This is a genomic window from Kosakonia sp. BYX6 (genome assembly GCF_038449125.1).
Taxonomy (GTDB): domain Bacteria; phylum Pseudomonadota; class Gammaproteobacteria; order Enterobacterales; family Enterobacteriaceae; genus Kosakonia; species Kosakonia calanthes.
In genome coordinates this window covers 2259570-2279115 of the sequence record NZ_CP151800.1, presented here as the reverse complement: position 1 = coordinate 2279115, position 19546 = coordinate 2259570, and the positions used below count along the sequence as shown (strand labels likewise).

Here is a 19546-nt window from a genome sequence, read left to right as displayed (position 1 = left end):
ACTCAACAGAAGCCGCCATTATAGTCCGTCGCTTCCGGCAGACCAGCGGTTTTCCGCCTTTTTATTTGCCAGATGAATCCTGATGCGTAAACTCATCAGATGTAGATTTTAAAAGGATTTTTATCGATGTCCGCTTTTTACACCGTGATGAGTTGGCTGATTGTCTTAGGTTACTGGCTACTGATTGCTGGTGTAACCCTGCGTATTCTGATGAAACGCCGCGCGGTCACCTCCGCGATGGCATGGCTGTTAATTATCTATATCCTTCCCCTGGTTGGGATCATCGCTTACCTCTCGCTTGGCGAGCTTCATCTTGGCAAACGACGGGCGGAACGCGCCCGCGCGATGTGGCCTTCCACCGCCAAATGGCTGAACGATCTCAAGAATTTCAAACGAATTTTTGCCGATGAGAATAGCAGTGTCGCCGCATCGCTATTCAAATTGTGTGAGCGCCGCCAGGGCATCGCCGGGGTGAAAGGCAACCAGTTGCAGTTGCTCACCTCGTCCGAAGATGTAATGCAGGCACTGATCCGCGACATTCAGCTCGCCAGGCACAATATTGAGATGGTGTTTTATATCTGGCAACCCGGCGGTATGGCGGATCAAGTAGCCGAATCATTAATGGCGGCAGCGCGGCGCGGTGTCCATTGCCGCCTGTTGCTGGACTCTGCAGGCAGCGTAACATTCTTCCGCAGCCCGTGGGCGTCGATGATGCGCAACGCCGGCATTGACGTGGTCGAAGCGCTCAAAGTAAATCTAATGCGTGTATTTCTGCGCCGCATGGATCTACGCCAGCATCGCAAAATCGTGCTGATCGATAACTACATTGCTTATACCGGCAGCATGAATCTTGTTGATCCACGCTTCTTTAAGCAAAATGCCGGCGTTGGACAATGGGTCGATTTAATGGCGCGAATGGAAGGCCCTGTCGCCACAGCGATGGGTATTGTTTACTCCTGCGACTGGGAAATCGAAACCGGTAAACGCATTCTTCCCCCGCCTCCCGATGCCAATATCATGCCCTTTGAGGAAGCCAGCGGGCACACCATTCATACCATCGCATCCGGCCCCGGTTTCCCGGAAGACTTGATTCACCAGGCGCTGCTCACAGCGGTTTATGCCTCCCGTGAATACCTGATCATGACCACGCCTTATTTCGTGCCGAGCGATGATTTACTGCATGCCATTTGTACCGCAGCGCAGCGCGGTGTCGATGTGAGCATCATTCTGCCGCGCAAAAACGACTCGGTGTTAGTTGGCTGGGCCAGCCGGGCGTTCTTCACCGAGTTGCTGGCCGCCGGGGTAAAAATTTATCAGTTCGAAGGTGGTTTGCTGCATACCAAGAGCGTGCTGGTTGATGGACAACTGAGTTTGGTCGGTACGGTGAATCTGGATATGCGCAGCCTGTGGCTCAATTTTGAGATAACGCTGGTGATTGACGATGCCGGTTTTGGCGGCGATCTGGCCGCCGTGCAGGATGATTATATTTCCCGTTCCCGGTTACTTGATGCACGTTTGTGGGTAAAACGCCCATTTTGGCACCGCATTGCTGAACGACTGTTTTACTTCTTTAGTCCGTTGCTGTAAAACGTGCCGAACAGACGTGAAGAGGTAATCATGGAAATGGATCTGAACAATCGCCTGACCGAAGACGAAACGCTTGAGCAGGCATATGACATCTTCCTCGAACTGGCTGTGGACAATCTTGATCCGGCGGACATCATTCTTTTCAATTTGCAGTTTGAAGAGCGTGGCGGCGCGGAGCTGTTTGATCCAGGCGAAGACTGGCAGGAACATGTGGATTACGACTTAAACCCGGACTTCTTCGCCGAAGTGGTCATCGGACTGGCGGATACCGACGGTGGTGAAATTAACGATGTTTTCGCGCGCGTCTTATTGTGCCGCGAGAAAGATCATAAACTTTGCCATATCCTCTGGCGCGAATAAGCGCGGGAAACAAAAAGGGCTGACACATTCATTGTCAGCCCTTTTTTTACGCGTCGATTATAACGGGTCAACTTTCAGGCATGAAACCGCATGGCGGAAACTGCCTTCAAGTACCGGCCGGGTTTCGGCGCACTCCGGCCCGGCAATCGGGCAACGGGTGCGGAACACGCAGCCTGATGGCGGATTGATTGGCGAAGGCAAATCCCCTTCCAGCAGTTGGATGGTTTTGTTCTTCTCCAAATCCGGATCAGGTACCGGCACCGCTGACATCAGTGCTTTGGTGTAAGGGTGCAACGGGTTCTGATACACCTCATCGTAGGTGCCAAGTTCCACCGCATGACCCAAATACATCACCAGCACGCGGTCGGAGATGTGCTTCACTACCGCCAAATCGTGGGCGATAAAGATCAGCGACAGTCCCATTTCACGCTGCAATTGTTGCAACAGATTCACCACCTGCGCCTGGATAGAAACATCCAGCGCCGATACCGGTTCATCACAAATAATCAGCTTCGGTTCCAGAATCAGCGCACGGGCAATACCGATACGCTGACATTGACCGCCCGAAAACTCATGTGGATAACGGTTGATCAAGTTCGGCAATAGACCCACTTTCATCATCATCACTTTGACGCGATCACGGACTTCCTGACGCGGCATTTTCGGATGATAAGTGCGCAGTGGTTCAGCGATAATTTCACCAATGGTCATACGCGGGTTCAGCGAGGCCAGCGGATCCTGGAAAATCATTTGGATGTCGCTGCGCACTTCGCGCCACTCATCCGGTTTCATTCCCAGCAGATCTTTGCCCAGCCAGGCCACTTTGCCGTCGGTGGCTTTTACCAGCCCAATAATCGCTCGCGCAAATGTCGATTTGCCGCAGCCAGACTCGCCCACAACGCCAAGGGTTTCCCCTTCGTACAGGCGCAGCGTTACGCCATCTACCGCTTTGAGGGTTTTCGGCGGTTGCCAGAACCATTGTCTGCCGTCTTTAATATCGAAATGCACCTTCAAATCGGCGATTTCCAGCAGCACTTTTCTCTCTTCGGTTACGGCGTTCATACCAATTCCTCCACCGGCTTAAAGCAGGCGCGCAAGCGGCCCGGGGCAAACTCCTCCAGCGGTGGAGCATTGTTACAAATTTCCATCGCGTGCGGGCAACGCGGCTGGAACGGGCAACCTTTCGGCAGACGCAGCAGGTTCGGCGGGTTGCCCGGAATGGTCAACATCGCTTCGCCATCCGCATCAAGGCGTGGCACTGCATTGAGCAGGCCGATGGAGTACGGATGCGACGGTTGATAGAAGACGTCGCGCGCCTTGCCATATTCCATAGTACGCCCGGCGTACATCACCAACACTTTGTCGCAGATACCAGCGACCACGCCCAGGTCATGAGTGATCATGATAATAGCGGTGTTGAACTCGCGTTTTAGCTCGTTCAACAGCGTCATAATTTGCGCCTGCACGGTCACGTCCAGCGCGGTAGTCGGTTCATCGGCAATCAGCAATTTTGGCCGGCACAGCAGCGCCATGGCGATCATCACGCGCTGGCGCATACCGCCGGAAAACTCATGCGGGTACATGCGCATACGCTTACGCGCTTCCGGCATTTTGACCGCGTCGAGCATTCTTACCGACTCTTCAAACGCTTCCGCTTTGTTCATGCCTTTGTGCAGCATCAACACTTCCATTAACTGCTCACCCACCCGCATATACGGATTCAGCGAGGTCATCGGATCCTGGAAAATCATCGAAATTTGCTCGGCGCGCAGTTTGTTGAGCGCATGTTCCGGCAGGTTCAGGATCTCTTTACCGTTAAAGGTTGCAGAGCCGCCAATGCGCCCGTTGGAAGCCAGCAGGCCCATCAGGGCAAACGCGGTTTGCGATTTACCCGAACCCGATTCGCCCACGATACCCAGCGTTTCACCGGCTCGCAGCGAGAAGTTCAGGTCGTTAACCGCTGTCACATCGCCGTCCGGCGTTTCAAAGGTGACCCTTAAGTCTTTCACATCCAGCAGAATGTTTGATTGCTGCCGCGTCTCTGACGCTAATGAGGTTTCAGTTATGCTCATAACAGCACTCCTTAACGGTCTTTCGGGTCGAGGGCATCACGCAAGCCATCGCCGATAAAGTTGAAACAGAACAAGGTGACAACGAGGAAACCCGCCGGGAACAGCAGCAGCCACGGAGACACTTCCATTGAGTTTGCGCCATCGCTTAACAGCGAGCCCCAGCTGCTCAGCGGCTCCTGGGTACCCAGACCGAGGAAGCTCAGGAAAGATTCGAACAGGATCATGCTCGGCACCAGCAATGAGGCATAAACCACCACCACGCCCAGCACGTTTGGCACGATATGACGCACCACGATATTAGCGGTTGAAACACCACCAACCTGCGCCGCTTCGATAAACTCTTTACGTTTCAGGCTTAGAGTTTGGCCGCGCACGATACGTGCCATATCCAACCAGGAAACCATCCCGATAGCGACGAAAATCAGCAGGATGTTTTGCCCGAAAAAGGTCACCAGCAGAATGACGAAGAACATAAACGGGAAGGAGTTGAGGATCTCCAGCAGGCGCATCATCACCGAGTCCGTTTTGCCGCCCAGATAACCGGAGAGTGAACCGTACAGCGTGCCGAGCACCACCGCCACTAACGCTGCCGCAATGCCGACCATTAACGAGATACGCCCACCAATCGCCACACGCACCAGCAGGTCGCGACCTGAAGAGTCGGTGCCGAAATAGTGGCCGGATTCTATATCCGGCTGGCTGGACATCATGCCCCAGTCCGTATCGAAATAGCTGAATTGCGACAACATCGGCGCCAGCGTCACAAAGAGTGCGATCAGCACCAGCACCGCGAGGCTCGCAACAGCGGCACGGTTATGCATAAAGCGGCGACGCGCGTCCTGCCATAGGCTGCGCCCTTCGACTTCGAGCTTTTCACTGAAGTTTTCCAGCGCCTCGCTGTTTTTCTTACTTAACATCATGGCGAGCTCCAGTGTTAATAACGGATCTTCGGATCGATGATGGCGTACAGCACATCAACAATCGCGTTAAACATAATGGTCAATGCGCCAACCAGAATAGTCAGACTCAATACCAAAGAGTAGTCGCGGTTCAGGGCACCGTTAACAAACAGCTGGCCGATTCCCGGCAGACCATAAATCGTCTCGATAACCATCGAGCCGGTAATAATGCCGACGAAAGCCGGGCCCATATACGAGAGCACAGGCAGCAGCGCGGGTTTTAACGCGTGGCGGAAAATGATGCGGCGCATCGGCAGGCCTTTTGCCCGCGCGGTACGGATAAAGTTTGAGTGCAGAATTTCGATCATAGAACCGCGGGTGATACGCGAGATACTGGCGATATAAGCCAGTGATAAGGCGACCATCGGCAAGATCATAAATTTCGGCGCCCCGCCATTCCAGCCACCCGCGGGTAGCCATTGCAATATGATGGCGAAGATCATGACCAGTAACGGCGCGACAACGAAGCTCGGGATAACCACCCCGGTCATTGCTAACCCCATCACCGTGTAGTCCCATTTCGTGTTCTGGTTCAGCGCGGCGATAACACCCGCAGTGACCCCAAAGACAATGGCCAGAATAAAAGCCGCCGCACCTAATTTTGCGGAAACCGGAAAGCTTGCCGCGACCAGGTCATTTACGGTGTAGTCTTTGTATTTAAATGACGGTCCGAAATCAAAATGCGCCAGCTGTTTCAGATAACTGAAATATTGCGTCGTGATCGGATCGTTTAAATGATATTTCGCTTCGATATTCGCCATCACTTCTGGCGAGAGCGCGCGTTCACCGGTAAAGGGACTACCCGGTGCGAGACGCATCATAAAGAACGAGATAGTAATAAGAATGAAGAGTGTTGGAATCGCTTCAAGACAGCGACGTAGGATAAATTTCAACATTGCCCGTACCTTCTGGCCTGTGCCTTTTACACATTCTCTTTCAGGCGGCGATTGCGCTGCCTGCGACTGATGTGTGTTCTGGTGCGATAAAAATAAGACACGCTGTGGGACAGGTTACCCTGCCCCACTCATTGCCATTAATGCTTGATAATATACAAGTTTTTAACGTAGATATTATCCATCGGGTCTTTACCGGTGTAGCCACCGACCCACGGTTTCACCAGACGGGCGTTCACATAGTAATAAACCGGAACGATCGCAGAGTCTTTATCCAGTTGCTGTTCTGCTTTGGAGTAAAGCTCGGTGCGCTGTGCTTCGTCAGTGACTTTCAGCGTGTCGCCGATCAGCTTGTCAAACGCCGGGCTCTTATAGTGCGCGGTGTTGTTGGAGCTGTCGGACAGCATGGTGTTCAGGAAGGAAGTCGGCTCGTTGTAGTCCGCACACCAGCCTGCACGCGCGACATCAAACGTGCCCTGATGACGCGTGTCGAGGAAGGTTTTCCATTCCTGATTTTCCAGCTTCACGTTGACGCCGAGGTTTTTCTTCCAGATAGAAGCCACAGCGATCGCCAGTTTTTTGTGCAGATCGGAAGTGTTGTACAGCAGGTTGAAGGTCAGCGGTTTGTCCGCAGTGTAACCCGCTTCGGCCAGCAGTTTTTTCGCTTCGGCGTTACGCTCTTCTTGGGTCATTTTGAACCAGGCCGGTTCAGTCAGTTTAGCACCATCGGTGTACGGCGGAGTGTAGCTGTAAGCCGGCAGATCGCCCTGGTTTTTCACTTTGTTAACGATGATGTCGCGATCCAGTGCCAGTTTCAGCGCGGTACGAACGCGAACGTCAGTGAACGGGGCTTTTTGGTTGTTGATTTCGTAGTAGTAAGTACACAAGTACGGATCAACGTGTACTTCTTTAGGAATCTCTTTTTTCAGTTTCTGGAACAATTCGATCGGCATGTTGTTATAGGTCATGTCGATTTCGCCGCTGCGGTAGCGGTTTACATCAGTGACTTCAGCCGCGATCGGCAGGTAAGTTACCTGGTTGATAACGGTTTTATCGTTATCCCAATAGTTGGTATTTCGCTCCAGAACGATGCGTTCGTTAACCACCCAATCTTTCAGTTTGTAAGCACCGTTGGTCACGATATTGGCTGGCTGAGTCCATTTATCGCCGAATTTTTCAATCGCGGCTTTTGGCACAGCAGAAACTGATGGGTGAACCAGCAGTTTGTAGAAATATGGAACCGGCTCGCTCAGCGTCACTTCGAAGGTATTATCATCGATCGCTTTTACGCCCAGTTCACTGGTCGGTTTTTTACCGGAAATAACATCGTCGATATTCGCGATGTGGCCGTATTGCAAATAGCTGGCGTAAGGAGAAGCGGTTTTCGGATCGGCCAGACGCTGCCAGCTGTAAACGAAATCATGCGCGGTGACCGGCGTTCCGTCGGACCATTTCGCGTTTTTACGCAGATGGAAAGTCCAGACTTTAAAATCTTTGTTTTCCCATTTTTCAGCAACACCGGCAGAGGGGTGGCCTTCGATATCGGAAATCAGCAGACCTTCAAACAGGTCGCGGTTCACGTTAGATTCCGGAACACCTTCAATTTTATGCGGATCGAGCGATTGAACTTCAGCACCGTTATTACGAACCAGCGTTTGTTTTTCCGCCAGTTGAACGCCTGCCGGAACATCAGCAGCCATGGCGGCGTTACCGGTAATTAGCGCCGTTAGAATACTCGCTGCTATCAGACTTTTTTTTGTGATGATGGACATTGTGTTGATACTCCACTCATTATAATTACTGACGTTGACGCCAGCCTGTTTCATCCCCTGCTGGGGGCCTGAATAGCGCAGGAGCTTTTTGGCGCTATCAGACATCTTTTTACTGCTGCTATCACCGACTTTCTTATTACGGATGCTCAAACGGCAACCTTACGTCGATTCATTAACGCACCTCCCCTGTCGAGGCACGATATATTCATAGTGATTATCGTTATATATGACAACGATTCTCATCTACGCTGTTTACTCTGCAAATTATGAGGCTGATAAACATAATGGGCGGAAAATAACAAATGCACTCCGCTGTCGCCAATACAATTTGCAAATTTGTTAACCATTTCTCTTTTGCGGCAAAGCGTTAGCCCCAAAGAGATGACTCTTCAGTCTCCCTGTTTATTTTTTATCTAATACTTTCAATAAGATAAATGAGCATTACGACCATGTAATGCGTTTCGACTGACGCAGGAGTTTTTTGTACAAAAAATCAACAATCGATTACTTTTTAGCACATTAATCTGCGAGAAGATTGAAAGTACTAATATCATTTCAATAAAGTCTCGGCAAGCCCAATAGTATTGTGTGAGGGCAATAACAGAGCCATTTGCCTAAAAACCGCGCGATAAAGATTCACGATACTTATAATTGACTGATAGGGAACAGATTTTCTGATGAGTGTAATTTGTTATGCTTAACACCGTTTTGCGTATTCGTCATATGTTTTGCTGATTTTGCGTGTTCCATTACATTCTGACTCACCGCCGTTTTCGCTTCGTTATATAAAGGAAGACACATTGGCGAGATAAAAAATGCTTATAAATGAAAGATTGAATCAATTCAGCAAGCCCGGGAAAAGTGATTTCGCACCGGCGACGATAAACTCAATACCTAACGCCATCAACAACAAGCCCATGATACGAGTGATAACGTTAATGCCGGTTTGCCCCAGCAACCGCACCAGCCATGGCGCAATGCGAAACAACCCCCAAGAGCAGATCGCAAACAGTGCTATCGCCACGGAAAAACCAATCAGGTGCCCTATACTGTGATAACGCGTGCCCCAGACAATGGTCGAACTGATCGCCCCTGGTCCCGCCATTAGCGGCAGCGCCAACGGCACAACACCAATACTTTCGCGGATTGCGGTTTCTGACTTCTCTTGTTTATTCTGCTTATCTTCGCCCAACTTTCCGCTAATCATCGACATTGCAATGGTAACGACCAGGATGCCCCCGGCAATACGAAACGAATCAATCGAAATGCCGAAGAGCTGCAATATCGCATTGCCCAGAAAAAGTGATGTCCAGAGAATAATCGCAACGGACAAATTCGCTGTGAGATTAGTTTTATTCCTTGCGCCTGCCATTTGGTAACTGGTCATACTGATAAAGACCGGAATGATCCCGACCGGGTTCACCAGCGCGAATAGGCCAATAAAAAATTTAAAATAAAGGGGTAAATCAAAAAAGGTTTGCTCCACAGTACGCTCCGCAATGTCGCCAGTTATTTAAAACCTTAGCGTGACAAGAAAATCCATGCAGAAGATACGCGATTTTTTTGCGTAGTCCATCAGCTTCGCTGCTAAAAATATTGGCAATACAACATGTTATTTATTTGGAGTAATTGTAATACACTTAGAGTGTACCAGGCAGATGCAATTAACATTTGCTACAAATGCCCAAAAATAGGCGTGCTGAAAGGTGTCAGCTTCTCAGAAATTTGACGTGGATCACGCATTGATTACTCAGAAGTGGGTAACCTTGATGGCACGAAAAGAGAGCAAAAACGTCAATAATTGCATCATTTCCTTGAGGCTCTTTCAGTAAATCAGTGGGCGATAGCTTAGCGTTAAGTATCTGTTCTTGTTTGCTTTACGCAACCTGCAGCCGGTCTGTCTATACTTTCTAGTTGGTCAACTGGTTTACTAAAAGAGTTTAAACATTATCAGGAGAGCATTATGGCTGTTACTAATGTCGCTGAACTTAACGCACTCGTTGAACGCGTGAAGAAAGCCCAGCGTGAATATGCCAACTTTACTCAAGAGCAAGTAGATAAAATCTTCCGTGCCGCCGCCCTGGCTGCCGCAGATGCTCGTATCCCCCTCGCGAAAATGGCCGTTGCTGAATCTGGCATGGGTATCATTGAAGATAAAGTGATTAAAAACCACTTTGCTTCTGAGTATATCTACAACGCGTACAAAGACGAGAAAACCTGCGGTGTGTTATCTGAAGATGATACTTTCGGCACCATCACTATCGCGGAACCTATTGGCATTATCTGCGGTATTGTGCCAACCACTAACCCAACATCTACTGCCATCTTCAAATCACTGATCAGCCTGAAGACCCGCAACGCAATCATTTTCTCTCCACATCCGCGCGCGAAAGATGCCACCAACAAAGCGGCTGATATTGTGCTGCAAGCGGCAATTGCTGCTGGTGCTCCTAAAGACCTGATCGGCTGGATTGATCAACCGTCTGTCGAACTGTCTAACGCGCTGATGCATCACCCGGATATCAACCTGATCCTCGCCACTGGCGGCCCAGGCATGGTTAAAGCAGCTTACAGCTCCGGTAAACCCGCGATTGGTGTTGGTGCAGGTAACACACCGGTAGTCATCGACGAAACCGCAGACATCAAACGTGCTGTTGCATCTGTACTGATGTCCAAAACCTTCGACAACGGCGTAATCTGCGCATCTGAACAGTCTGTTGTGGTTGTTGATTCCGTTTACGATGCCGTTCGCGAACGTTTCGCCAGCCATGGTGGCTACCTCCTGCAAGGTAAAGAGTTGAAAGCCGTTCAGGACATCATCCTGAAAAATGGCGCACTGAACGCGGCAATCGTCGGTCAACCGGCGTATAAAATCGCTGAACTGGCAGGTTTCACCGTTCCTTTGACGACCAAAATCCTCATTGGTGAAGTGAAAGTCGTTGATGAAAGCGAGCCGTTTGCACACGAAAAACTGTCACCGACTCTGGCGATGTACCGAGCCAAAGACTTCGAAGACGCTGTAATCAAAGCAGAGAAACTGGTTGCGATGGGTGGTATCGGTCATACCTCTTGTCTCTATACAGACCAGGATAACCAGCCGGATCGTGTGGCCCACTTCGGCCAGATGATGAAAACGGCACGTATTCTGATCAACACTCCGGCTTCTCAGGGTGGTATCGGTGACCTGTATAACTTCAAACTCGCGCCTTCCCTGACTCTGGGTTGTGGTTCCTGGGGTGGTAACTCCATCTCTGAAAACGTTGGTCCGAAGCACCTGATCAACAAGAAAACCGTTGCTAAGCGAGCTGAAAACATGTTGTGGCACAAACTTCCGAAATCAATCTACTTCCGCCGTGGCTCACTGCCAATCGCGCTGGATGAAGTGATTACTGATGGTCACAAACGCGCCATGATCGTGACCGACCGTTTCCTGTTCAACAACGGTTATGCAGACCAGATTACTTCTGTGCTGAAAGCCGCTGGCGTCGAAACTGAAGTTTTCTTCGAAGTTGAAGCTGACCCGACGCTGACTATCGTGCGTAAAGGTGCTGAGCTAGCCAACTCCTTTAAACCGGACGTGATCATCGCGCTTGGCGGCGGTTCCCCGATGGATGCTGCGAAAATCATGTGGGTGATGTACGAACATCCGGAAACCCATTTTGAAGAGCTGGCGCTGCGCTTTATGGATATCCGTAAACGTATCTACAAATTCCCGAAAATGGGCGTGAAAGCGAAAATGGTCGCCATCACCACCACTTCCGGTACAGGCTCTGAAGTGACACCATTTGCGGTGGTAACTGACGATGCAACTGGCCAGAAATACCCGCTGGCGGATTATGCCCTGACCCCGGATATGGCCGTCGTTGATGCCAACTTGGTCATGGATATGCCGAAATCACTGTGCGCGTTCGGTGGTCTTGATGCGGTAACGCACGCGTTGGAAGCCTATGTTTCCGTACTGGCGTCTGAATTCTCTGACGGCCAGGCGTTACAAGCGCTGAAACTGCTGAAAGAAAACCTGCCGGCTTCTTACAACGAAGGGTCTAAAAACCCTGTTGCCCGTGAGCGCGTTCACAGTGCTGCCACTATCGCTGGTATTGCGTTTGCTAACGCCTTCCTCGGCGTGTGTCACTCCATGGCGCATAAGCTGGGTTCTCAGTTCCATATCCCGCACGGTCTGGCTAACGCCCTGCTGATTTGTAACGTTATTCGCTATAACGCGAACGACAACCCGACTAAGCAGACCGCGTTCAGCCAGTATGACCGTCCGCAGGCGCGCCGCCGTTATGCTGAAATTGCTGACCACTTGGGTCTGACCTCTCCAGGCGACCGTACCGCAGCAAAAATCGAAAAACTGCTGGCATGGCTGGAAAGCATTAAAGCTGAACTGGGTATTCCTAAATCCATCCGCGAAGCTGGCGTGCAGGAAGCGGACTTCCTGGCCAATGTCGACAAACTGTCTGAAGATGCGTTTGATGACCAGTGCACCGGCGCTAACCCGCGTTACCCGCTGATCTCCGAGCTGAAACAAATCCTGATGGATACGTTCTACGGTCGTGAGTTTAACGAAGGCGAACCGGCAGCAGTCGCGAAAGTTGAAGCAGCACCGGTAAAAACAGACAAGAAAGCGAAGAAAACCGCTTAATTGGTTAACCTAATAAAAAACCCGCTTCGGCGGGTTTTTTTGTATCTTCACTATCAATAATACCTGGCGGGAATTATCCCCTTATGTGTTTCTGAATCTCCGCTAAAGAGCCTTCTTCGAGCGCTTCTTTATAGTGTTTACGGCACACGGAAACGTAACGCTCATTACCGCCAATAACAACCTGCTCCCCTTCATTATATGGCCGACCGGACTGATCCAATCGCAGTACCATACTGGCTTTACGTCCGCAGAAACAGATGGTTTTAAGCTCTACCAGCTTATCTGACCATGCGAGCAAATATTGGCTACCGACAAAGAGCTCGCCGCGAAAATCGGTGCGCAGGCCATAGCACAGCACCGGAATATCCAGCTGATCGACAACTTCAGAGAGTGCATATACTTGTTCACGTGTCAGGAATTGGCATTCATCCACCAGCACACAATGCACAGCGTCTTGTTCGTGTTCTGCTTTGATTTCATCAAACAAGGATGTGTGTTGATTAAACAAACGCGCGGGTGAGGATAATCCAATCCGCGAACTGACCTTGCCAGCACCGAATCGATTATCAATTTCTGCGGTGTAAACCACCGACCGCATACCTCGTTCCTGATAATTGTAAGAGGACTGTAGTAAAGCCGTAGATTTCCCTGCATTCATTGCTGAATAGTAGAAATAAAGCTGTGCCATTGCGCGCAAAACCCCAATCAAAGTGTGATATTCCTGAGGAGGATTGTACCATATTTTATCTGGCTGGCCTGGAGCGCCACCACGTCTTAAGAAAATCCTTTAGAAGAAGTTCACTCATAGATATGCTTTAGCAATCATTGATGTTGTTACTGCCAAAGAAACAGTAATAAGAAACTCATGAACTTACATATGATTTTAAATCGGAAGATTCTCACCATATCATTCGGAAACTATTAATAATTTACGGTTGTGAGCACATTAGACGCTGTAATAAATGAGGTTGTTATTTATCCATAATGACTATTGCTCTCGCCCTGATTAATCAGAAATCACTGCTGTGCGCACTCTATCGGCATCGCTGTTTACCCATCTGTATAAGTGCTTTTTTGTGCGTTTCTTCAAGAAAAATTTAAGTTAGCGTTATTTAAAAATCGTTTAAATAAAGCGGTATTTTGAATTCCTTACATTCACAGCTATTGCACTGGCGAAATTAACGCTCTATTATTAGCCCAACAAACCACCCCAATATAAGTTTGAGATTACTACAATGAGCGAAGCACTTAAAATTCTGAACAACATCCGTACTCTTCGTGCGCAGGCAAGAGAATGCACTCTGGAAACGCTCGAAGAAATGCTGGAAAAATTAGAAGTTGTGGTTAATGAGCGCCGTGAGGAAGAAAGCGCTGCCGCTGCTGAAGTTGAAGAGCGTACGCGTAAACTGCAGCAATATCGCGAAATGCTGATTGCTGACGGTATTGATCCGAATGAACTGCTGAACAGCATTGTTGCTGCTAAATCTGGCACCAAAGCAAAACGCGCAGCGCGTCCGGCTAAATATAGCTATGTTGATGAAAACGGCGAAACTAAGACCTGGACCGGCCAGGGCCGTACTCCGGCAGTTATCAAAAAAGCAATCGACGAACAAGGTAAACAGCTCGACGATTTTCTGCTTGAAACTGAAGAGTAATCTGTAGTCTGCTTTGCAAGTCCCGCCTCTGGCGGGATTTTTTTTGCCCAATCTACACAATATCTTCACAAATATAGGGTATGCGAACGAAACGCTTGCGACTTAAATGATTAGCGCTTAAATTTCCCGCCAGCATTTCTTATTCTTTCGTGTGGTCAGATCTCTCAGCTTGCTATGAGATGTTTCGTTCGGAAACATCCGCAAATAAAAAAGCCGGAGATAATCAGTGCACCGCACTATTAGCTCCGGCCTTATTCAGAATCAGGGAAAGGTATTATGCTTTCCCGGCACCAACCGTTTCTTCCAGCCAGGCTTTGAATTCCTCGCCCAGGGAATTATGACGGATACCATATTCTACAAACGCACGCATATAACCGAGTTTATTACCACAGTCGTGGCTTTTGCCTTTCATGTGGTAGGCTTCAACAGTTTCTTTCTCAATCAACATGTCGATGGCATCGGTAAGCTGTATTTCATCACCCGCTCCCGGAGGGGTTTTTGCCAGCAGTGGCCAGATCTCAGCGCTAAGGACATAACGCCCTACAACCGCGAGATTAGACGGCGCAACGTTCGCTTTTGGTTTCTCAACCACACCCACCATCGGTACGCTATCGCCAGGGTTCAGCGGCGCGCCTTTGCAGTCAACAACACCATAAGCCGTGACATCGTCCACAGGCTCAACCATGATTTGGCTGGCTCCGGTTTCGTCGAAGCGCTTAATCATTTCTGCCAGGTTATCCTGGGAAAGATCGGATTCGAACTCATCAAGAATAACATCCGGCAGAATGACGGCGACAGGCTCATTACCCACGACCGGATGTGCACACAGCACGGCGTGCCCCAGACCTTTCGCCAGCCCCTGGCGCACCTGCATAATGGTGACGTGCGGCGGGCAGATAGATTGTACTTCTTCCAACAGTTGGCGCTTAACACGCTTCTCCAGCATCGCTTCGAGCTCAAAGCTGGTATCGAAATGGTTTTCGATAGAGTTTTTTGATGAATGTGTCACCAGAACGATTTCAGTAATACCCGCAGCGATGCATTCATTGACTACGTACTGAATTAATGGCTTATCAACCAGCGGTAACATTTCTTTAGGAATTGCCTTGGTCGCTGGTAGCATCCTGGTTCCCAACCCCGCTACCGGGATTACTGCTTTAGTCACTTTCGAATTTATTGCAGCCATTGAAAATCTCCTGGACTGTCCATGCTTTGAACATGTTCATGAATTAACTCGCGTCTGAGTATATCAGTACCAACCCATCGACCAGGTCTGAAAAGGACGCGCATACAACTAATTAGGACTAATACGCATAAACTGTGGCGATAGTAGCACCCGTTTTTATCCGCCGGGTAAATCTATCTGCGTGGCGTGATGCGATTGCTCATTCTGCGCTCAACATTAAACGCAGACGCCCTCCCGCACCCCAAACTTGACATTGCCAGGAGTCACAACGCTGGCTCAATTGATTCAAGTAAGTATTCCCCAACGTACCAAGCGGAACACCATTGCTGATTTGAATTTGATGTTCACCGGTATTTAATGTGGCATTAAGCCCGGCTGAAACTAATATCAGGTTTTTAAGTTCGCTATGGTAATAGCCCACCAGCAGAGGAAACTGCCCGGGTAAATTTGCCTGATGTAATAATTGATTTACTTGCTTGAGCAACGCGCCCATTTCGGGTAAACGCTGCCGCTGATGTGATAACTGTTCCTGAAGTAAGCCGTTAAATAATGCGCGCAGCAATAGAGCTGCCAACACACCGTTATTCCCGGCTCGTGTGACATCAAGGCAATAAAAGGCAAGGTCATGTCCGGAAAGCGGTGCAATATCAAGCACCAAACCAGGGCTTTCAACAGAAACCAATTGGCGATAATTCACTCGACAGCCGGAAATAATCTGCTGAACCGGCGGTTGTAACTCTTGTAACAAATTGGCAGCCGCTTGAGGATTATCGACCAACGCATCCCAGTCCTGAAATAAACGTTCCTCTTCCTCAACGCGTGAATTAAACATGTTGGGATATAAACAAGCGAAGATCGTTTCTTTCAAGCGGTTGAAATCTTTAACTGGCTTAAGAACCACATCCTGAACACCAAGACGCAACGCTTTGGCAATGTCCGCCATGTTTTCAGTGGCAGAAATCACCAGCACCGGCATCTGCATACCCTGGTTGCGCACAGACTCTACCAGCGCAAGACCATTCATACGCGGCATAGCCAGGTCACAAATCATCAAGTCAGGTTTATTGACCGCCATTTGGTCCAGCGCATCAACCCCGTCACAGGCCAGCAACGTCGTGGCCCCCAGTGATTGCAACCATGAGTCCAGCAGCGATCGGAAAACGGGCTCGTCTTCCACGATCAATATCTGTTTTCCGACCAACGGCTGCGTCATCTCTTCTCCCCTGCCTGACAATAGATCAATAGTGGCATGCTTCGCCGATGCTCGCCTGTCAGAATTTGCTGAAGTCTTTTAAAAATTTTATTCACGCCAGTGCCCGCACCAGAGGCAGTAATTCATCCATTTTCTTTTCGACCGCCAATTGTCCGGCGGCGATGGCGGCATCTGCACGATGAAAATCGAGTGTCGAAATTTGCGGGCAAACAGGTTGCAGCAAAATATCAGGCGGATCGCCCGCCATACGATTGCGTTTAAGCCGATTTTCAAGCACCTGGATTGAGGTACTCATAATTTCCATCGCGGTGGGAGTAACCGGGCGCTTCGGCGTCGTGCGGCTTAGCCTTTCACGTAAGCGTTCATGCCAGCGTAATGTTTCGCTGCTGCCGTTTTCGATTTCGCTATTGGTTAAATTTACCGAAAGCAAATCCTGCTGCATCAGATGCGCGTCATGCTGCAAATCGACCGCAATAACCACGTCAGCACCCATTGCGCGGGTCAGAGAAACCGGCACAGGATTAACCACTGCACCGTCAACCAGCCAGTAGCCATTGTGCGCCACCGGCGACATCAATCCGGGCATGCTGCAAGACGCGCGGATGGCATGATGCAAATCGCCTTCGGTGAACCACAATTCGCGCCCGGTACTGAGATTGGTCGCCACGGCGCCGAAGCGCTTTTCACAATGGTTGAAATCGTCAAAGGGCAGCAACAGGCGATATTGATTGAACACGCGTTCACCGCGCAGCAAACCACCGCGTCGCCAGGAGAGATCCATCAGCCGAAGCACGTCCCAATAACGAAAGGAACGCACCCATTTTTCCAGCATCGGCAGCCGTCCGCAGGAATACGCTGCGCCAACCAATGAACCAATGGAACATCCCGCAACTATATCTATATTGATGCCGGCGTGCTGCAAGGCATTGATCACGCCAATGTGCGACCAACCTCTGGCTGCGCCCGATCCCAGCGCCAGGCCAATTTTTACGGTTCTCATTACGCTTGTTTTACTTCCCCCGGCTTACTGTAGCCACAGCGCTACGGCTCAGTTAACATATTGCTACCCTGGCGCAGCAGCGCCGTTATTTTTTGTTCCAGGAATGCTATTTTGTCTCAACCTTGTCCTTGCGGTAGCGCTCTGGAGTATAGCTTATGTTGCCAGCCTTATCTGTCTGGTGTACGGGCTGCGCCAGAACCGTCCGATTTAATGCGATCGCGCTATACGGCTTTTGTGTTACACCAGGCGGATTACCTGATTAAAACCTGGCACCCCTCTTGTGCAGCGCAGACATTTCGCGAGCAAATAGAAGCTGGTTTTGCTCATACCACGTGGCTGGGCTTGACCCTATTTGAGCATGCTTACGGTGACGATGACAATGAAGGTTACGTCAGTTTTGTCGCGCGTTTTAGCGAACAAGGTAAAAACGGCGCGATTATCGAACGCTCCCGTTTCTTAAGGGAAAACGGCGAGTGGTTCTATATAGACGGTACGCGACCGCAGTTTGGCCGTAACGATCCCTGCCCCTGCGGGTCAGGCAAAAAATTTAAAAAATGCTGCGGGCAATAAGCCTGGCATCACCTCATAGCAAACACAATCAACAGGATTTACCCGGCAATGCATTCTTCACAACGTAAAATTCTGCGCACCATCTGCCCGGACCAGAAGGGCCTTATCGCGCGAATCACCAACATTTGTTACAAGCATGAACTGAACATCGTACAGAACAATGAATTCGTTGATCACCGTACTGGCCGCTTCTTTATGCGTACTGAGCTGGAAGGGATTTTCAACGATTCTACGCTGCTGGCCGATCTCGACAGCGCGTTGCCGGAAGGTTCGGTGCGCGAGCTGAACCCCGCAGGCCGTCGCCGCGTTGTTATTCTGGTGACCAAAGAGGCGCACTGCCTCGGCGATCTATTAATGAAAGCGAATTACGGCGGGCTGGATGTCGATATCGCGGCGGTGATTGGTAACCATGACACCTTACGTTCGCTGGTAGAGCGGTTCGATATTCCGTTTGAGCTGGTAAGTCATGAAGGCCTGACGCGCGAAGCGCACGATAATCTGATGGTGAAAGCGATTGAAGCTCATCAACCGGATTACGTGGTGCTGGCAAAATATATGCGCGTGTTAACGCCGGAATTCGTTTCACGATTCCCCAATAAAATCATCAACATTCACCACTCCTTCTTACCGGCCTTTATTGGTGCTCGCCCTTATCACCAGGCGTATGAGCGTGGCGTGAAGATCATCGGCGCGACAGCGCATTACGTGAATGACAATCTGGACGAAGGCCCAATCATTATGCAGGACGTGATCCATGTTGATCACACCTACACAGCAGAAGATATGATGCGTGCCGGTCGTGACGTAGAGAAAAATGTGTTAAGCCGCGCACTGTACCAGGTTCTGGCACAGCGTGTGTTCGTTTACGGTAACCGAACGATTATTCTGTAATCATTCATAAAATGAATTGCCTGGCTTTAACGCGTTGCGGGCAAAAAGCAGGCAACCGATTCATTTTTCACGATTGAACGCTTTACAGTGGCGCATCATTTGGTATGATGCGCCGCGCTTCCCGAGACGGAAGTGGTCAGTACCAATCTAGTTTTACCCCGTGGTGGGGTTCCCGAGTGGCCAAAGGGAGCAGACTGTAAATCTGCCGTCATCGACTTCGAAGGTTCGAATCCTTCCCCCACCACCATTATTCATCACAGCACTGTGATAAAACCGATATGTAAATTTGATGTATGCACTTATCGGGAAGGGCAAGAACCTTCGATTAAGGTTCGACTCGGGCGTAAGCGAGAGAACGTTGCCAAAGGCAATGGCCCGAAGGGTGAGGAGCGAAGCGACGAATAATCCTTGCCCACCACCGTCTTTATCCTGCATCAACAATGTGTATTACCCTTGGTGGGGTTCCCGAGCGGCCAAAGGGAGCAGACTGTAAATCTGCCGTCATCGACTTCGAAGGTTCGAATCCTTCCCCCACCACCATCACTTAAATAAAACTTCAATCTTCAGACGATACCATTCCTTTATATCCCACCGTTCGGGGCAGGATGAGATCCTTCGATCAAGGTTCGACTCGAGCGTATTCAACACGTTATATGTCGCAGATCCCGTCATGTAGGCCGGATAAGGCGCAGCCGCCATCCGGCAACTTGATAGCACGCAACAAAAAACCCCGCCAGAGCAGG

The 19546-nt window shown here is 49.9% G+C and carries 16 protein-coding genes, 2 tRNA genes and 1 other RNA gene; 9 read left to right on the top strand and 10 right to left on the bottom strand.

What is annotated here, in order from left to right:
* The first annotated feature begins 126 nt into the window (after positions 1–126).
* On the top strand, positions 127–1587 hold the full coding sequence (gene cls, locus AAEY27_RS10625) for a cardiolipin synthase (protein WP_342325247.1): 1461 nt from the start codon (positions 127–129) through the stop codon (positions 1585–1587).
* A 30-nt stretch (positions 1588–1617) separates the two neighbouring features.
* Positions 1618–1947, top strand: coding sequence for an HI1450 family dsDNA-mimic protein (locus AAEY27_RS10620; RefSeq protein ID WP_342325246.1), 330 nt, complete (start codon positions 1618–1620; stop codon positions 1945–1947).
* A gap of 57 nt (positions 1948–2004) precedes the next feature.
* Here the strand turns inward: AAEY27_RS10620 and oppF are convergent, their stop codons facing one another.
* From oppF to AAEY27_RS10590, 6 genes are all read right to left on the bottom strand, one after another.
* Positions 2005–3009 carry a murein tripeptide/oligopeptide ABC transporter ATP-binding protein OppF gene (gene oppF, locus AAEY27_RS10615; protein ID WP_342325245.1) on the bottom strand — a complete coding sequence of 335 codons (1005 nt, stop codon included), beginning with the start codon at positions 3007–3009 and terminating at the stop codon, positions 2005–2007.
* Positions 3006–4019: an ABC transporter ATP-binding protein gene (locus AAEY27_RS10610; RefSeq protein ID WP_342325244.1), complete on the bottom strand. Its 1014-nt coding sequence runs from the start codon at positions 4017–4019 to the stop codon at positions 3006–3008. Before AAEY27_RS10610 ends, oppF begins: the two co-directional genes overlap by 4 nt.
* An 11-nt stretch (positions 4020–4030) precedes the next feature.
* Complete coding sequence (gene oppC / locus AAEY27_RS10605; protein ID WP_342325243.1) at positions 4031–4939, bottom strand: oligopeptide ABC transporter permease OppC; 909 nt, start codon at positions 4937–4939, stop codon at positions 4031–4033.
* Between the two features lie 14 nt (positions 4940–4953).
* Positions 4954–5874, bottom strand: a complete 921-nt coding sequence (gene oppB, locus AAEY27_RS10600; protein WP_342325242.1) for an oligopeptide ABC transporter permease OppB — start codon at positions 5872–5874, stop codon at positions 4954–4956.
* 137 nt (positions 5875–6011) lie between these two features.
* The gene (gene oppA / locus AAEY27_RS10595) at positions 6012–7643 is read right to left on the bottom strand and encodes an oligopeptide ABC transporter substrate-binding protein OppA (RefSeq protein ID WP_342325241.1); all 1632 of its coding nucleotides are present in this window, start codon (positions 7641–7643) and stop codon (positions 6012–6014) included.
* Positions 7644–8481: 838 nt separating this feature from the next.
* Entirely contained in the window at positions 8482–9129 is a 648-nt protein-coding gene (locus tag AAEY27_RS10590) for a YchE family NAAT transporter (RefSeq protein WP_342325240.1), read from the bottom strand.
* Positions 9130–9606: 477 nt separating this feature from the next.
* On the opposite strand from AAEY27_RS10590, the gene adhE reads away from it, so the two are divergent.
* Positions 9607–12288: a bifunctional acetaldehyde-CoA/alcohol dehydrogenase gene (gene adhE / locus AAEY27_RS10585; protein ID WP_342325239.1), complete on the top strand. Its 2682-nt coding sequence runs from the start codon at positions 9607–9609 to the stop codon at positions 12286–12288.
* 73 nt (positions 12289–12361) lie between these two features.
* Here the strand turns inward: adhE and tdk are convergent, their stop codons facing one another.
* A complete protein-coding gene (tdk, locus tag AAEY27_RS10580) occupies positions 12362–12976 on the bottom strand; it encodes a thymidine kinase (RefSeq protein ID WP_342325238.1) in 615 nt (204 codons plus the stop codon).
* Positions 12977–13523: 547 nt separating this feature from the next.
* Between tdk and hns the strand changes: the two genes are divergently transcribed.
* On the top strand, positions 13524–13943 hold the full coding sequence (gene hns / locus AAEY27_RS10575) for a histone-like nucleoid-structuring protein H-NS (RefSeq protein ID WP_342325237.1): 420 nt from the start codon (positions 13524–13526) through the stop codon (positions 13941–13943).
* Positions 13944–14217: 274 nt separating this feature from the next.
* On the opposite strand, the gene galU is transcribed toward hns, so the two are convergent.
* The 3 genes from galU to rssA all read right to left on the bottom strand — a co-directional run bounded on the left by galU (position 14218) and on the right by rssA (position 17342).
* Positions 14218–15129, bottom strand: a complete 912-nt coding sequence (gene galU / locus AAEY27_RS10570) for a UTP--glucose-1-phosphate uridylyltransferase GalU (RefSeq protein WP_342325236.1) — start codon at positions 15127–15129, stop codon at positions 14218–14220.
* A gap of 199 nt (positions 15130–15328) precedes the next feature.
* Positions 15329–16342, bottom strand: a complete 1014-nt coding sequence (gene rssB / locus AAEY27_RS10565) for a two-component system response regulator RssB (protein ID WP_342325234.1) — start codon at positions 16340–16342, stop codon at positions 15329–15331.
* 91 nt (positions 16343–16433) lie between these two features.
* On the bottom strand, positions 16434–17342 hold the full coding sequence (gene rssA / locus AAEY27_RS10560; protein ID WP_342325233.1) for a patatin-like phospholipase RssA: 909 nt from the start codon (positions 17340–17342) through the stop codon (positions 16434–16436).
* A 111-nt stretch (positions 17343–17453) separates the two neighbouring features.
* Between rssA and AAEY27_RS10555 the strand changes: the two genes are divergently transcribed.
* The 5 genes from AAEY27_RS10555 to AAEY27_RS10535 all read left to right on the top strand — a co-directional run bounded on the left by AAEY27_RS10555 (position 17454) and on the right by AAEY27_RS10535 (position 19343).
* Positions 17454–17912 (top strand): YchJ family protein, encoded by a 459-nt coding sequence (locus tag AAEY27_RS10555; protein WP_342325231.1) that lies wholly within the window; start codon positions 17454–17456, stop codon positions 17910–17912.
* Between the two features lie 48 nt (positions 17913–17960).
* Entirely contained in the window at positions 17961–18803 is an 843-nt protein-coding gene (gene purU, locus AAEY27_RS10550) for a formyltetrahydrofolate deformylase (RefSeq protein WP_342325229.1), read from the top strand.
* 162 nt (positions 18804–18965) lie between these two features.
* Positions 18966–19050: transfer RNA gene (locus AAEY27_RS10545), tRNA-Tyr, on the top strand.
* A gap of 43 nt (positions 19051–19093) precedes the next feature.
* A non-coding RNA gene (locus AAEY27_RS10540) (RtT sRNA) lies at positions 19094–19224 on the top strand.
* 34 nt (positions 19225–19258) lie between these two features.
* Positions 19259–19343 (top strand) — tRNA-Tyr (locus AAEY27_RS10535).
* The last annotated feature ends 203 nt before the right edge of the window (positions 19344–19546 follow it).